Origin of the sequence: Streptomyces sp. NPDC001663 (assembly GCF_042893105.1) — a bacterium.
Lineage (GTDB): Bacteria > Actinomycetota > Actinomycetes > Streptomycetales > Streptomycetaceae > Streptomyces.
In genome coordinates, this window is record NZ_JBIAUR010000006.1 from 437,156 (window position 1) to 452,497 (window position 15,342).

General features: G+C 70.7%; 12 protein-coding genes. 5 read left to right on the forward strand and 7 right to left on the reverse strand.

Translation table 11 applies throughout. The features are described from left to right. Positions 1-56 precede the first annotated feature (56 nt). Positions 57-1,373 carry a hypothetical protein gene (locus ACFY1L_RS21755; RefSeq protein WP_388826496.1) on the forward strand — a complete coding sequence of 439 codons (1,317 nt, stop codon included), beginning with the start codon at positions 57-59 and terminating at the stop codon, positions 1,371-1,373. A 148-nt stretch (positions 1,374-1,521) separates the two neighbouring features. Here ACFY1L_RS21755 and ACFY1L_RS21760 read toward each other — a convergent pair whose 3' ends face one another. The 7 genes from ACFY1L_RS21760 to ACFY1L_RS21790 all read right to left on the reverse strand — a co-directional run bounded on the left by ACFY1L_RS21760 (position 1,522) and on the right by ACFY1L_RS21790 (position 10,911). Further along, positions 1,522-2,574, reverse strand: a complete 1,053-nt coding sequence (locus ACFY1L_RS21760) for a dienelactone hydrolase family protein (RefSeq protein ID WP_388826498.1) — start codon at positions 2,572-2,574, stop codon at positions 1,522-1,524. Positions 2,575-2,617: 43 nt separating this feature from the next. After that, complete coding sequence (locus ACFY1L_RS21765) at positions 2,618-4,096, reverse strand: aldehyde dehydrogenase family protein (protein ID WP_388826501.1); 1,479 nt, start codon at positions 4,094-4,096, stop codon at positions 2,618-2,620. Between the two features lie 29 nt (positions 4,097-4,125). Next, positions 4,126-5,115: an oligopeptide/dipeptide ABC transporter ATP-binding protein gene (locus ACFY1L_RS21770; RefSeq protein ID WP_388826504.1), complete on the reverse strand. Its 990-nt coding sequence runs from the start codon at positions 5,113-5,115 to the stop codon at positions 4,126-4,128. Further along, positions 5,108-7,015: a dipeptide/oligopeptide/nickel ABC transporter permease/ATP-binding protein gene (locus ACFY1L_RS21775; protein ID WP_388826507.1), complete on the reverse strand. Its 1,908-nt coding sequence runs from the start codon at positions 7,013-7,015 to the stop codon at positions 5,108-5,110. The genes ACFY1L_RS21770 and ACFY1L_RS21775 overlap by 8 nt, the downstream gene beginning before the upstream one ends. Continuing rightward, entirely contained in the window at positions 7,012-7,950 is a 939-nt protein-coding gene (locus ACFY1L_RS21780; protein WP_388826509.1) for an ABC transporter permease, read from the reverse strand. Before ACFY1L_RS21780 ends, ACFY1L_RS21775 begins: the two co-directional genes overlap by 4 nt. A gap of 61 nt (positions 7,951-8,011) precedes the next feature. After that, the gene (locus ACFY1L_RS21785) at positions 8,012-9,622 is read right to left on the reverse strand and encodes an ABC transporter substrate-binding protein (RefSeq protein WP_388826512.1); all 1,611 of its coding nucleotides are present in this window, start codon (positions 9,620-9,622) and stop codon (positions 8,012-8,014) included. A 521-nt stretch (positions 9,623-10,143) separates the two neighbouring features. Further along, the gene (locus tag ACFY1L_RS21790; RefSeq protein WP_388826515.1) at positions 10,144-10,911 is read right to left on the reverse strand and encodes an IclR family transcriptional regulator; all 768 of its coding nucleotides are present in this window, start codon (positions 10,909-10,911) and stop codon (positions 10,144-10,146) included. 205 nt (positions 10,912-11,116) lie between these two features. Here ACFY1L_RS21790 and ACFY1L_RS21795 point away from each other — a divergent pair, with 205 nt between their 5' ends. From ACFY1L_RS21795 to ACFY1L_RS21810, 4 genes are all read left to right on the forward strand, one after another. Continuing rightward, entirely contained in the window at positions 11,117-11,983 is an 867-nt protein-coding gene (locus tag ACFY1L_RS21795) for an alpha/beta hydrolase (protein WP_388826518.1), read from the forward strand. A gap of 359 nt (positions 11,984-12,342) precedes the next feature. Further along, positions 12,343-12,921, forward strand: coding sequence for a carboxymuconolactone decarboxylase family protein (locus ACFY1L_RS21800; protein ID WP_388826520.1), 579 nt, complete (start codon positions 12,343-12,345; stop codon positions 12,919-12,921). Then, entirely contained in the window at positions 12,921-13,853 is a 933-nt protein-coding gene (locus ACFY1L_RS21805) for an aldo/keto reductase (RefSeq protein WP_388826523.1), read from the forward strand. Before ACFY1L_RS21800 ends, ACFY1L_RS21805 begins: the two co-directional genes overlap by 1 nt. Further along, positions 13,850-15,325, forward strand: coding sequence for a DHA2 family efflux MFS transporter permease subunit (locus tag ACFY1L_RS21810; RefSeq protein WP_388826526.1), 1,476 nt, complete (start codon positions 13,850-13,852; stop codon positions 15,323-15,325). Before ACFY1L_RS21805 ends, ACFY1L_RS21810 begins: the two co-directional genes overlap by 4 nt. The last annotated feature ends 17 nt before the right edge of the window (positions 15,326-15,342 follow it).

Sequence of the window (15,342 nt, forward strand, 5' to 3'; positions counted from 1 at the left end):
CCCACCATGTGCCACTCGCGCCGGGAAGGTCCCGGCGCCACCGGACTGGGAGCCTCATGTACCTGAAGAAATCGCACCGTGGCTTTGTCGGCGTCGCGTTGATCTCGACGCTCGCCGTGTCCTTCGCCTCACTGCCGTCGGCCGCCTTCGCGGCCTCCCGAGCTTCTCGGGCCACGACGGAGACGATCGACGCGGACGGCATCACCGGCATCACCGCCGCGTCCTACAACAGCCTGTTCACCGGCGGTGACGCCGCGCAGGGAGTGGCGGCCCTGATCGCGGCGGGCGCGGTGAAGGTCAACGACGTGCCGGTGCCCACCGTGAACAGCGACGGCGACTACAGCGCGGACCGCCTTGACATCAACGGCGGAAGCGGGCTGTGGAAGAACACGGACGGCACCTGGTCGTACAACGTCCAGGCGCTGTTACAGGGTTCGAACGAAAGCTACTCGGCCGCGGTCGTCGACTTCGTCAACGCCGTGACACTGATGCGCGGGATCAGCTATCAACTCACCCTCACGGGCGGGAAGGTGAGCGCGATCGACGCGACCGTCAAGGACGTGGCCTTCGCGAACAAGATCAGCAAGGGGCCGAGTCTCACGACCTTCACCGTCGTGGGCAAGGGGGACGGCAGCACGGACAAGCCGAACCCTTCGGGGCTCAGCTTCCCGAACGCGAATGTCCTGGGTCGCTCGCAGAGCCAGAACATGGTGCTGTACTGGAAGGACGCCGAAGGCTGGCACCTGGAGCGCGCGGCCAGCAAGAACGTGGTCCTCGGCGTCAGCGTCGATGCGGCGGGCGAGCTGACCGAGTCGGTCGACGGGGCGGCGTTCACGGACTCTCGCCTGACGTTGCAGTACTCGGAGCCCTGGAACAGGCCCACTCAGCCGTTCCGGGCGATGCAGTGGATGGGCGAGAACAACGTGTCCGCCACCCAGTGGTTCGCCACTCCCGGCGTCACCGTCGGCTTCTCGCGTGGCGCGGCCGCCAAGTCCGGGCTGGCGGCCGCTGTCACGAAGGCGCGCGACGCGCTCGACACGGTCGTGGTCTCCGGCACCGGTGACGGGTCCGACGTGGCCGCCGGCGAGATGTGGGTCACTCAGGCCTACCACGACATCTTCGCCGGGGCGATCGCGGACGCGCAGGCCGAACTCGACAACGGGGACGCCACGAACAGCGAGTACGAGGGCGCGCTCTACCGTCTGGCCCAGGCCTACGGCGGCCAGACGGGGGACAGGTTCAGCTGGCTGGAGAACACCTATTTCGGCAGCGGTGACGACTACGGCTTCGGGGAGCCGTTCGACACCGGATACAACGGCACCGGGTTCTGGACGTTCGCCCAGGCACACCTCGGTACCGGTACCGCCGGCTGAGACGATCCGCTCCTCGGGCGCCTGACACTCTCTCGTGTCAGGCGCCCGCATGAATGCGGCCTGGGGGGTCAAGTCGGGGCTTGTGCCCACGTACTTGACCCCCAGGCCGTGTGGTGGCGGTCGCCTCAACTCCCCGCGCGTCTCCGCGTCAGTGGGCGAAGGACTGCCGTATCTGCTGCTTCAGGCGCTTCAGCGAGGCCTGTTCCGCCGTGGCGTTGGCGGGGTTCGTGCCGGCCGGATTCGCTCCCAGCCGCATGAAGGCGTGGTCCGCACCGGCGTAGACGACCGGCTCGTAGTACTTGCCCGCGGCCGACATCGCCGCCGTGGTGGCCGGCAGACTGGTCATCACCCGGGTGTCGGTCTCGCCGTAGAAGCCGTGGACGGGAACGGCGATCCGGTCGACCGGGTAGTCCGTCAGCCCTTCGGTGCGGTGGCAGCCCTGGGTCACGGCGGGCGGGCCGACGTCGTAGAACACGAACACCGAGTCGACGGACCGGGTGCCGGTCGCGGCGTACCGGAACGCCGCGCCGCCGCCCCAGGAGAGCCCGACGATGTCGGTCTGCCCGGTGGAACGGGGCAGCTGCCGGCCGTAGTTCACCCAGGCACCGATACGAGCGCTGACCTCCTCGTCAGGGACGGCCGTGACCAGGTCCGACGCCTGCCCGCCGCTGCCCGTGAGGGTGCGGGAGTCGCCGTCGCCGTCGGGGCCGAGGCCCGAGATCATGTCCGGCGTGATGGCTATGTAGCCCATCGCGGCGATCTGGTCGGCGGTGTTGCGCGTGGAGTCGGTCAGTCCGAACACCTCGTGCAGGACCAGTACCACCGGCGCGTCCTTGTGGCCGGCGGGATAGTCCACCCAGGCCCTCATCGTCTGTCCGTGGAACCGCAGCCGTACCCAGCGGGACGCGCGCGGTGACGCGGCGAGCTGCTCGGTGGCGAAGGACTGCGACGCCTGCTGTGAGAGCCAGCCGGCGGTCGGGGTGGACGAGACGGTGCCGGTGACCGACGGACACGACGCCGCGTTCGCGGTGGCGGTCGTCTGCGTGGCCGCGAAGCTCTGCCCGCCCGTCACCGCGGACTCGCCCACGAACAGGGCGGCCGCCAGAACCAGCGCCGCCGCCAGTCTGGCGCGTTTGCCCGGCCGCGTACGGGCTTCGACGCCCTTGATCCGTAAGGTCTGTTGCGGATTCAGCGAGTTCATGATGCGTGGCATTCCTCTCGGATTCCGTACGACTCGTCTTCGCTCAGGCGGAGTTGATGACGACGCACTTCACCTGGGTCCAGTCCTCCAGGTAGTCGGGGCCCATGGAGCGCCCGAACCCGCTGTGCTTGTAGCCGCCGAAGGGGGCGCCGATCGCGCCGGCGGGTCCGCCGTCGCCGAGGGTGTTGACGGCGACCTGCCCGGCCTGCACCCGGCGGGCCAGCCGTACCGCGCGGCCGACGTCCTGGGTCCAGACGGTGGCGGTGAGGCCGTAGCGGGTGCCGTTGGCGATGGCGACGGCCTCTTCCTCGTCCTCGTAGGTGACGACGGAGAGCACGGGGCCGAAGATCTCCTCCTGGGCGATGCGCATGCCGGGGGTGACCCGGTCGAAGAGGGTCGGTTCGACGAAGTAGCCGTCGTCGTAGGGCGCACCGGTCAACTTGCCGCCGCCCACGACCACTTCGGCGCCTTCCTCGCGGCCGATGGCGAGGTAGTCCAACACCCGCTTCTCCTGCCGGGCGTTGATCAGGGGCCCCATGTCGACGGCCTGGTCCCACAGGCCGACCCGTACGGCACGGAAGGCGTCCGCGACCTCGGAGACCAGCCGGTCGTGCAACGAGGAGTGCACCAGGACCCGGGAACCGGCCGCGCACACCTGGCCGCTGTTCATGACGATGCTGCGGACGATCGCCGGTACGGCCTTGCCCAGATCCGCGTCCGGGAGCACGATCTGCGGCGACTTGCCGCCCAACTCCAGTTGCAGCGGTATGAGGTTGCGGGCGCAGGCCTCCATCACGGCGGTGCCGGTGGCTGGGGAGCCGGTGAAGCTCATCTTGCGGATGCCGGGGTGCGCGGGAAGGGCGGCGCCGGCCTCGTTGCCGTAGCCGGTGACGACGTTCAGGACGCCGGGCGGCAGGCCCGCCTCGTGGGCGAGCTTGCACAGGTAGAGGGCGGTGAGGGGGGCGTCCTCGGCGGGCTTGAGCACCACCGTGTTGCCGGCGGCGATCGGGGCCGCGGTGTTGAACACGGTCATCGGACCCGGCGCGTTCCAGGGGATGATCGCGCCGACCACGCCGTAGGGCTCGCGCAGGGTCAGGCCCAGGACGTCCGGGGAGCGGGTGGGCAGGGTGTCGCCGAAGACCTTGTCGGCCTTGCCCGCGAGGTAGGTCAGCCGGGCGGCGATGGGGGAGGGGCCGACGGGGTGGCCGACCTCGATGGCCTCCAGGCGGTTGATCTCGTCGTCGTGCTCACGCACCAACTCGGCCCAGCGGTAGAGGATTTCACCGCGCGTGGCGGGGCTGGCGTCGCGCCAGGCGGGCAGTGCCTGCTCGGCGGCGCGTACGGCGTCGTCGATGTCCTCGGCGGTGCCGCGCGGGACGCGGGCGATCAGCGCGCCGGTGGCGGGGTTGACGACGTCGAGGGTGGTCTTGGAGCGGGCGGGAACCCACTCGCCGGCGATGAGATGGGTGCCGTCGGGCAGCAGCCCGGCGACGTCGAGCGGGGCAGGTGCGGTGGTGGTCATGGTGAGACTCCTCGGGCAAGAGGCCCTGTTCAGGCGGCTTGAGCGGTGATCTGGTCGTAGCGGTGGCAGGCGACGGCGACGCCGTCCTCCCGGTCGACCAGTTCGGGACGGGTCGTCCGGCAGATCTCCTGTGCGAAGGGACAGCGGGCGGCGAAGTCGCAGCCGGTGCCGGGCCGCGCCGGTGTCGCGGCGACCGCGGCGACGGCGCGCAACCGTTCGGTGCGGCGCCCGAGTTGCACCACCGGGTCGGGGACCGGGGCCGCCGCCAGCAGGGCGCGGGTGTACGGATGGGCGGGGGATTCGGCGACCCGCGCCGCCGGGCCCCGCTCGACGACCCGACCGGCGTACAGGACGACGATGCTGTCGCTGAGGTAGCGCACGACCGCGAGGTCGTGGGAGATGAACAGATAGCTCAGCCCGCGGGTCTCCTTGAGGCGGGCCAGCAGGTTGAGGACCTGCGCCTGCACGGACAGGTCCAGCGCGCTGACCGCCTCGTCGCACACGATGAAGTCGGGCTCCATCACCAACGCCCGTGCGATGGCGATGCGTTGACGCTGGCCGCCGGAGAAGGCCGCCGGATAGCGGCGGGCCGCCCCCGGCGGCAGACCCACGTCGTCCAGGGCGCGCAGCACCCGCTTCTGGATCTCCTCCGCGGGCAGGGCCAGGTTGTAGCGCAGTGATTCGGCGAGGGTGTCGGCGACGGTGTGCGCCGGGTTCATGGAGCCGTAGGGGTCCTGGAAGACCACCTGCATCCGGCGGGCCAGCAGCCGGCGGTCCGCCCGGGAGGCGCGGGTGATGTCCGCGCCGTCGAAGGTGATCGTGCCGTCGGCCGCGGGCACCAGTCCGAGCAGGGCCGAGCCGATGGTCGACTTGCCCGAGCCGGACTCGCCGACCAGCCCGACGGTCTCACCGCGCCGCATGGTCAGGTCGACACCGCGTACGGCGTGGAGCGGGCCGCCGCTGCGGCGCGGCCGGGGGTAGGTGACGCTCAGGTCGCGCACCTTCACCAGGTCAGTCACGGGCTGCACCTCCGGTCAGTTCGAGGGGCCTCAGACACCGGGTCGAGCGCTCCAGGGCCGCCAACTGGGAGATGACGACGGGTTTTTCACGGCACGCGTCGGTCACCCGCGGGCAGCGGTTCTGGAAGTGGCAGCCGACCGGCCACTGGGGCGGGGGCGGTACGGCGCCCTCCACGGCGGGCAGCGGCTCGCCCGGCACCGCGTGGTGCGGGTCGGAGCGCAGCAGACCGGCCGTGTAGGGGTGGGCCGGTGCGGTGACCAGGGCGGTCACCTCGGCCTCCTCGACGACCTCGCCGGCGTACATCACCACGGCCCGGTCGCACAGGTCGGCCAGGACGCCCCAGTCGTGGGTGATGAGGATGACGGCGGTGCCCGTCTGCTGGAGTTCGCGCAGCAGGTCGAGGATCTCCGCCTGCACGGTCACGTCCAGCGCGGTGGTCGGTTCGTCGGCGATGACCAGGGCCGGATTTCCCGCCAACGAGGCGGCGATGCCCACGCGTTGGGCCATGCCTCCGGACAGCTGGTGCGGGTAGCTCGCGGCGACCCGGGCCGGGTCGGGCAGCCGTACCTTCGCGAACAGCTCCAGCGTGCGCTCCTTGGCCTCCTTGCGGGTGCAGCCGGTGTGCACCCGCACGGCCTCCGCCACCTGGGCGCCCGCCGTGAACGACGGGTCCAGGCTGGAGATCGGGTCCTGGGAGATCCAGCCGATACGGCGGCCCCGGACCCGGCGCAGCGTGTCGGCGTCGGCGCGGGCGAGGTCGGCGCCCTCGAAGCGGATGGTGCCGTTGGTGATCTCGCCGCCCGCGGGCAGCATGCCCAGCAGCGAGGTCGCGGTGATGGTCTTGCCGCAGCCGGTCTCGCCGACGATGCCCAGGACCTCACCGGCCGCCAGGTCGAAGGAGACGTCCCGGATCACCTCGGTCGCCTTGCCGTCGACCGGCAGCGCGACGATCAGGCCCCGGACGGACAGCAGCGCGTCGGCGGACGGCTCTCCCGCGGACTGGAGCGAGGGGCGCGGTGCCGAGGCGGCCAGCGCGGCGGCCGCGCGGCGGCGCCGGGACGGCGGCTTGTCGGCCGGGGGCGCGTACCGGTCGGCCAGCGTGTCGCGCAGCCCGTCGCTCAGCAGACCGAGCGCCAGGATGAAGCTGATGATCATGAAGCCGGAGGGCACCAGCAGCCAGGGATCGGTGCCGACGTTCTTCGACGCCTCGGCGATCATGCTGCCCCAGCTGGCGTCGGTGGTGCCGAGCCCCAGGAAGCCGAGCCCGGTCTCCAGCAGGACGGCGTAGGCGCCGTACACGGAGGCCTGGACGAGGACGACTCCGGTGACGCGCGGCAGCACGTGCCGGCGGATGATCACCCGGTCGCGGATGCCGCTGGCGACCGCGGCGCGGACGTAGAGCTCCTCCTTGACGCCCAGCGTGGCCGAGCGCACGACCCGGGCCAGCAGGGGGGCGCCGAGCAGGCCGTTGGCGGCCATGGCGGCGCTCTCGTTGTTGGTGAAGACGGCGAGCACCACCAGGAGCACGATGATCACGGGTACGGCGGAGACGAGTTCCGCGCTCTTGAGGACCAGCCGGTCGAACCAGCCGCCCCGGTAGCCGGCCACCATGCCCGCGGGGACGCCGAGCGTGAGGTACACGGCCAGGGTGATGACCACGCCGAGGAGCGTGATCTGCCCGCCGTGCATCAGCCGGCTCAGGACGTCCCGGCCCAACTCGCCCGTGCCCAGCCAGTGTTGGCCGCTGGGACCCTGGAGCGCGGCGGTCAGGTCCTGGGCGTCTGGGTCGTAGGGGGCGAACTGGCCGGCGGTCAGGGTGACCAGGACGACGAGGAGGAGATAGCAGGCGGAGACGAGGGCCGCCCGTTTGCGCACGAAGCCCTTCACGAGGCCCTTCATGTCCGCACCTTCGGGTTGAGCATCGCGTACACCACTTCGATCAGCAGGTTGATCAGCATCACGGCGATCGTGAAGACGAGGGCGACTCCCTGGACCATCGGGATGTCCTGCGTCTGCGCGGCCGTCACGGCCAGGCCGCCGAGGCCCGGCATCACGAACAGGGTCTCGGCGAGCACGGTGCCGCCGAACAGGGTCACCACGACGATCCCGAGCACGGTGACGATCGGCGCGGCGGCGTTGCGCAGCACATGCCGGAAGAGCACCGACCGCTCGGGGATGCCGCGGGCCCGCAGCACCCGGACGTAGTCGCGGTTCAACTGGGTGAGCACGCCGTCGCGGGTCTGCTTGGCGACCGGCGCGGTGGCGGGCACCCCGAGGGTGAGCACCGGAAGGACCAGCGACTCGAACCACTGGAGGGGCGACTCGGTGAACGGCACGTACCCGGTGGCCGGGAAGAGCGGCAGCTGCACGGCGAACGCCGTCATCAGGACGAGGCCGAACCAGAAGTTGGGTACGGCGAGTCCGACGAGCGAGATGCCGTCCACGGTCCGTCCCAGCCAGCCGCCCTTCAGCGCGCTGAGCACCCCGAGGGCCACCCCGGCGACGGCGGCGACCAGGATCGCGCCGCCGATCAGGGAGAGCGTGACGCCCAGACGGGAGCTGAGCTGGTCGCTCACCGGCACCCCGGAGGTGATGGAGGTGCCGAGGTCGCCGTGCAGGGCGGAGGTCAGCCAGTCCCAGTAGCGGACCGGCAGGGGGTGGTCGAGGCCGAGCTGGGCGTCGAGGGCCTTGACCTGGGCGGGACTCGCGTTGGCGCCGAGGATGGTACGGCCCGGATCGCCCGGCACCAGGCTGGTGAGGACGAACGTCAGGACCGACACGCCGAACACGACCGGGATCGCGCCGAGCAGCCAGCGGAAGAGGATCCGGTGCATCTCACCTCTCTCCTTTCTTGGGCCGGGCGGCCCCCGGTCAGGTAGGGGGCCGCCCGGAGCGCTACTTGGTGGCGTAGATGGCGAGCGGGCTCACGAAGGGCGCGCCCGCGCTGACCTTCACGCCGCCGATGCCGGGGCGGACGTAGTAGTTGACGGGGGTGAAGGCGACCGGTGCGTACCAGGCGTTCTTGACCAGGTACTCCTGCATCTGCTGGTCGAGCTTCGCGCGCTCGGCGGGCTCGGCGGCGGCGGCCTTGTCGAAGAGCTCGGTCAGCTCGGGGGCGGTGGAGCCGAAGCCGTTGAAGACCTTCGAGCCGGGCATGAACAGGTCCAGGCCCTCCAGGTACATCGGCTCCTCGGTGAACCCGCCCGAGACCGCCGGGTACTTCTTGTTGGTCTGGTTCTCCACGAACGAGGTGATGCTGGTGACGGCCGTGACCTTCACCTTGATGCCGACCTTCTCCAACTGCCCGGCGATCGCCTGGGCCATGGTGTCGAATCCGACGAACGTGGCCGCCAGGACGGGCAGTTCGAACCCGTCCGCGTAACCGGCCTCCTTCAGCAGCGCCTTGGCCTTCGCCGGGTCGTAGGGGTAGTAGTCGGCCATCTCCTCGGAGTAGCCGTCACCGCCCTTGATCACGGTCTGGGTGGTCGGGGTGCCGGCCGAGCCGAGCAGCGCCTTGGTGACGGCCTCGCGGTCGATGGCGTAGTTGATGGCCTGGCGGACCCGGACGTCACCGAGCGGCTTGGACACCTCGCCCTTGCGGTCGATGAGGCTCAGCCCCTGGAGGATCACCGGGAGACCGACGGTGGACATGCCGGCCGACTTGGCGGAGGCGGCGGAGGTGTAGTCGCCCTTGTAGACGTCGATCTGGCCGGTCTTCATGGCGTTGACCGCGGTCTGGCCGTTCTGGACGATCCGGATCACGATCTTCTTGTAGTGCTGCTTGGACTTGTCGTAGTAGGTGGGGTTGGCCGTGTAGGCGTAGTGGTCGCCCGCCACGCTGTCGGAGGGCTCGTAGATGTACGGCCCCGCGCCCTGGCTCGTCTTCGTCGGCGTGAGGCTCGACGTCGCCGCCAGGCCCTTGGGGCTGATGATCTGGCCGATGCCGTACGACTGTGTCAGCAGCGTCGGCAGGATCGGGTTCGGCTTGGCCAGCTTGATGGTCAGCGCCAGCGGACCGGTGGCCGTGATGGTGGCGTCGGTGAGGTAGTGGGCCTGGTTGCCCTGTGCCGTCTTGGCGTACTCCAGCGAGGCCTTCACGGCGTCCGCGGTCACCGCCGTGCCGTCGGCGAACTTCACTCCGTCGCGCAGGGTCACCGACAGCTCGGTGTTGCCCGTGCCCACGTACTTCCAGGACTTCGCGAGCGCCGGTTCCACCTTGCCCTCGGGGGAGAGGTAGAAGAGCGACTCGTACGACAGCATCGTGAAGTCGACGAAACCGAGGTCGGCCGTGCCCGGGTTGAGGCTGGGCGGGGCCTGCTGCTCGGCGACGGTGAGGGTGTCACCGGCCACGGGCTTGCCGGTGCTCTGGGCACCGGCACCGGTGTCGGTCCCCCCGCCACAGGCGGTCAGCGCGAGAGACAGCGCGGCGCACAGGGCGGGAAGGCTGTAGCGGGCGGAACGGCTTGCTCTCGACGCGGGTCGACGCGGTGCGAGGTGGGAAGACATGGCTCTCCTTGCTCAGATGCTCTGGAGCTCGGCTGGGGCGCTGCCATGGAAGGGGCGGGCGCGCGGGTGCTGTGGGTGGCACGTCGGTGAGGGGCTTGCGGCATCGGCGGTGCGCGGCGGGTGTGCCGCGAAAGCGTGCTGCGGATGCGGGCGAGCCGGCCGACGGGCCTGCGGGGCGAAGGGACGGTTCCGTGTCGCGGGGGACCGCCGGGGTGACGGCCGGGCAGGGGCCGTACGGGATCGGCGGTTCCATGAGTTGAGCGGCGACGAACCGGAGGTGCTCCCGCTGCTCGCGAGGGATGGTGCTCGGTGCTCTGGTGTTCCGCGCCCGTGTCTCGGTCGGGGGCTGGCCGCACGAGACACGATCGGACGAGTGCTGTAACCCTGCTGAAACGGTGCGCCGGTGTCTACCGGCGGAACAAGACGAATTGCACGACGGACGCGCAAGCTGAGAGTGCGGATCATACGCTGGCACAGGGGTCCGACGCGGTGTAGAGCGTGCGGGGACAGGGAAGAGCGATTCAGCCCAGCAGTCCGTGCAGCGCGTCCGCGGTGGTGTGCAGCGGGTCTCTGAGCCCCAGCAGGGACTCACGCGACTCAAGGAAGGTGATCGTGGCGAGCGCGACACCGCCGACCACGATGCCCCGGGCGTCGCGGACGGGTGCGGCGAGACAGCGTACGCCGATCTCGTTCTCCTCCTCGTCGAGTGCGAAACCCTGCTCCCGGACCTTGGCGAGTTCCGTGCGCAGAGCGGCGAGGTCGGTGATCGAGTGCGGTGTGCGGGCCTCGAGCCCGGTTCGCGCCACGAAGGCCGTGAGTTCGTCGGCGGCCAGGGCGGCGAGGACGCACTTGCCGATGGCGGTGGTGTGCGGGGGCAGCTGCTGGCCCACCCGGGAGGACTCCTGCACCGGGTTCGATCCGGCCACCTTGACCAGCAGGGTGATGCTGTCGCCGGTGCGCACGCCCATGTGCGCGGTGTGACCGGTGCGCCGGCTGAGCACCTCCAGCTCGGCGCGCATCACCTGGTCCTCGGCGCAGCCCTGTGAGACGCGGGCCGCGAGGGCGCGCAGCCGGGGCCCTGGGCTGTAGCTCCCGGAGCCGTCGGTGGCCAGGTACGACGTGCTCACCAGGTTCTGCAGGATGCGGTGCGCGCTGGCCTTGGGCACGCCCGCGGCCGCGGCGATCTCGCCCAGCCGGTGCGGATAGCCGGGCGACGCGGCGGCGTCGAGCAGGTTGAGGACCTTGTCGGTGGCGTTGCCCGCGAGCGAGCTGCGTCCTGAACGGCTCACCGCCTGTGAGTCCTCTGAAGTTTCGATCCCGGCCATTGACAGGCTCCCGTCGCGAGGTTTTCACTGTGAGCGTTCCGCTAGAGAATACAGCATTCCACGTAATGGAACAGATTCCGAGGGTTGGTGGGCCGGAGGGCTGCCGTAGCCCACCTCGGAGGACCCCGGACATGTACCACGACAACGCATCCCCGAGAGGACAACCCCCGTGGCCGAGAAGGTTCACAAGGTACGCACGACGCTCGAACAGATGGCGGAGATCGAACAGCAGTGGATCGACGAGGTCCGTGAGGACCAGGAACTCACCACCTTCGGTCTCTACCCCCAGCCCTCGCGCGGCAGCGCGGAAGCCCAGGGCAGCTACCAGCTCTACCTCCCGCCCCAGTACAAGACCGAGCCGGAACGACGGTTCCCTGTCATCTACTGGCTGCACGGCGGGTTCGGCAATGCCCGTCAGGGTTCCGAAATGGTTGCGCGGATCGACAAGGCGGTCCGGGGCGAGGTGATTCCGCCGACGATCGTCGTCGTCCCGCAGATCCTGCCGATCGGCTGGTACGTCGACTCCAAGGACGGCGCCCGTCCGCTCGCCCAGATCACCGCCTTCGACCTGGTCCAGCACATGGACGACACCTACCGCACCATCCCCGAGGCCCAGGCCCGCACGATCGAGGGCTTCTCCATGGGCGGCTTCGGTGCCCTGCACCTCGGCCTGAAGTACCCGAAGATCTTCGGCAAGGTCTCCGCGGTCGCCCCCGCGATCCTGCGCGACCTCAAGGACGAGCCCGAGGACCGGGTCAACAACACCTACTTCGGCGACCAGGAGTACTACGACCTCTGCCACCCCTGGAGCCTGGTCCTCGCCAACGCCCCCGAACTGCGCCGCACCAGCCAGGTCCGGCTGCTGTCCGGACGCCTCGACACCCGTCTGGCGCCCACCATCCGCGACCTCGACGCCCGCTTCACCGCACTCGACGTGGACCACGACTTCTTCGAGTTCCCGGACGCGGACCACGAGTACGCGGACATCATGGACGGCTACGGCGACAAGTACTACGCCTGGTGGCGCACCGCCTGACGTGGCGCAGGGTGCGCCTACGGCGGGTCGAGCAGCTCCTGCCGACGTGCCGCGGGGTGCGCTCAGGGCGGACTGAGCAGCCCCTGCTGACGTGCCGCCGGGTGCGCTGACGGCGGGTTGAGCGGCCCCTGCGCCGCTCCCCATGAGCCCTCGGGACGCTCCCCCGTGACCGAGTCGCACACCACACACCGCACAGCGCCCACCGGCCGACGGTCCGTCACCGTCGGCCGCCCGTGCCCCGGGCGTGCCTCCCCGCCCGCCCGGGGCACGGGCCCCTCTCACGAACCCCCACCACCGGATTCCGCGGGCCCGGTCCCGCGTCCCGGTGATGCCACACTGCGCCGAAAGGCAGTACGACCATGCGTCTGACCCCGCTGACCAGCCTCACCCCCGAGCAGAAGGAACTGCTCACCGCCATCGTCGGCCCCCGGGTCGAGGAACCGCCGCCGCCCTTCCTCGCCTGGGCGCGCAACATGGAACTCGCCCACTGGGTCGAGCACCTCGGCCGGTACTGCCGCAACGAGTCACGCTTCCCCCAGCGGCTGCGCGAGCTGAGCGTGCTGATCGCCGGCCGCCACTTCGACAGCCAGTCCGCCTGGAACGCCCACTACGAGCAGGCGATCGCCGAGGGCGTCCCGGCCGAGTGCCTGGACCGGCTGGCGCGTGGTGAGGCCCCGGAGTTCAAGGCCGAGGACGAGCGGGTCTTCCACGCCTTCGCCCACGAGATGCTCTACGACCACTTCGTCACCGACGAGACCTACGCCGAGGCCATGGCCCTCTTCGGCGAGCAGGGCGTGCTCGACCTGATCGGCTGCATCGGCAGTTTCAGCATGTCCGCGATGATGCTCAACATCTTCCAGATCCCCCTCAGGGAGTATCTGCCCCGCCCCTTCCCCGAGATCGACGGCTTCGGGCGGGTCGCCGGGAGTGAGGGCTGATGCCGCACTCCCCGCTGCGACTGCTCGACGGCCTCTTCGAACAGGAGGAGATGGAGAGCGCGGCACACCGCTTCGTCCTCGGCGGCCCCTTCGGGGGAGAGCCGGTCGAGACCTCCGCCGAACGCCTCGCCCACTTCGCCGACGCGGGCGGCCTGCTGGTCGAGACCTCGCACAGCTACGCCAAGGGCCAGGCCGAGCCGGCCATCGGCCAGTGGCTGCGCAAGAACCCCGGCACCCTAGGGGTGCTCACCAAGGTCGGCCACGACACCACCGGCGCGGACATCCCGCTCGACCGTGACACCGTCCACGACCACGTACGGGCCGCACTGGACAACCTGGGCGTGGAGACCATCGACGTCCTCCTCTACCACTGCGACGACCCCGACCGGCCCCTCGCCGAACTCGCCGACACCCTCGTGGGTCTCCTCGACGCCGGATACGTCCGTCGCGTCGGTGCCTCGAACTGGGAGCCGCAGCGCCTGTCCGCACTCGCCGCCGAACTGGCCGGGCGCGGCCGAACCCCCGTCGCCAGCTACCAGTTCAGCCTCGCCGAACCGGACCCCGCGCTGATGGGCGGCAGCCTCCACGCCGACCGCGCGGTGCTCGACGTGATCCGCGAACACCGGCTGCCCCTGCTCGCCTGGTCCTCCCAGGCGCGCGGCTACTTCGCCCGCACCGAGGCCCGGCAGCTCAACGGCCGGCCGGACCCGTACGACACCGAGGACAACCGCGCCCGACGCGACCGCTGCCGTGAACTCGCCGCGGAACTCGGCTCCCGGCCCGAGACGGTGGCCCTGGCCTGGACCCTGCAACAGCCCCAGGTGTGGCCGTCCATCGGCCCGAGGACGACCGACCAGATCGACCTGTCCTTCCATGCCCGCAGCCTTGCCCTGACCGGTGATCAGGTCCGTTGGCTCCGGCACGGCCGATGAGCCCTGGAGCGGGTCGGGCCGGGAACGTCCTCGGTCGCCGGGTCCCCGCCAAGGTCGCGGTCTGTGTGGTGTTCGTCGCCGCGAACTTCGTGGCGATCATGGACACCACCATCGTCAACGTGGCACTCCCGGCTCTCGGCCGTGACTTCGGGATGGACAGCGCCGAGCTCAGCTCCGTCAACGTCGGCTACCTGGTCGCCATGGCGGTCTTCATCCCGGTCTCCGGCTGGCTGACGAGCCGCTTCGGGACCCGGCGCACCGCGCTGACGGCTCTGCTGCTGTTCACCGTGGCCTCGGGGCTGTGCGCCACCGCCGGCTCGCTGACCGCGCTCACCGGATACCGGGTCCTGCAAGGCGTCGGGGGCGGCCTGCTCGCCCCCGTCGGCATGACGATGATGCTGCGGGCCTTCCCGGTGGCCGAGCGGCTGCGCGCGCAGAAGTACGTCATGGTGCCGACCGCCGTCGCCCCCGCCCTGGGACCGGTCCTGGGCGGCTGGCTCGTGGACACCGCCTCCTGGCACTGGGTCTTCCTCGTCAACCTGCCGGTCGGCGTACTCGCCCTGCTCTTCGGCCTGCGGACCCTGCCCGACTTCCCCGGCGCGGGCGCCCCCCGCTTCGACGTCCTAGGCTTCGTCCTTGCGGGCGGCGGCCTGGCGGCGGTCCTGTACGCCCTCACCAGGGCACCGGACCGAGGGTGGGGGAGCGGGCAGATCCTCGTCCCTGTGGTGGGCGGTGGCGTGATGCTGGCGCTGACGGTGGTGTGGGAACTGCGCACCAGGCACCCCATGATCGACCTGCGGATCGTCGAGGACCACCTCTTCCGCACGACCCAGCTGTCCCTGCTCCCCATGGGCGCCGCCTTCATGGGCGTCCTGTACCTGTACCCGCAGTTCCTCCAGACCGGCCTCGGCTACGACGCCCTCCGCTCCGGACTCGCCACCTTCCCGGAGGCGCTGGGCATGCTGACGGCCTCTCAGCTCGTGGCACGACTGCACGACCGGGTCGGCCCGCGCCGGCTCATGGTGGGAGGCGGTGCCGGAGCCGCCCTGATCGTGCTCTATCTGGCGACCGCGGCCGGTGGTGCGCCGGAGGCGACCCTGTATCTGTCCATGTACCTGCTCGGATGCTCCGTGGGCCTGCTCTTCGCCAGTGGTCAGAACGCCGCCTTCGTCACCGTGTCGGCCTCCCGTACGGCCGACGCCACGACCGTCCTCAACATGCAGCGACAGATCGCCGCCGCCTTCGGAGTAGCCCTGGCCGGCACCCTGGCCGGGACGGGAGCGGGCTCCGGTACGGCGGGCGACTACCGCGCCGGGCTCCTGACGATGGCCGGGGTGAGCGTGTGCGCCTGCCTCCTCGCCCTCCGCGTCAGCGACCGGCGGGTGCGCGAGGGGTACCGTGCAGACGCCGCGCAGGCCGCGCAGGCCGAGAACGGAGAGTCCGTGCCGATGCGGCGCGCGGCGGATCCCTGAGGGCTCCGCATGGGGTG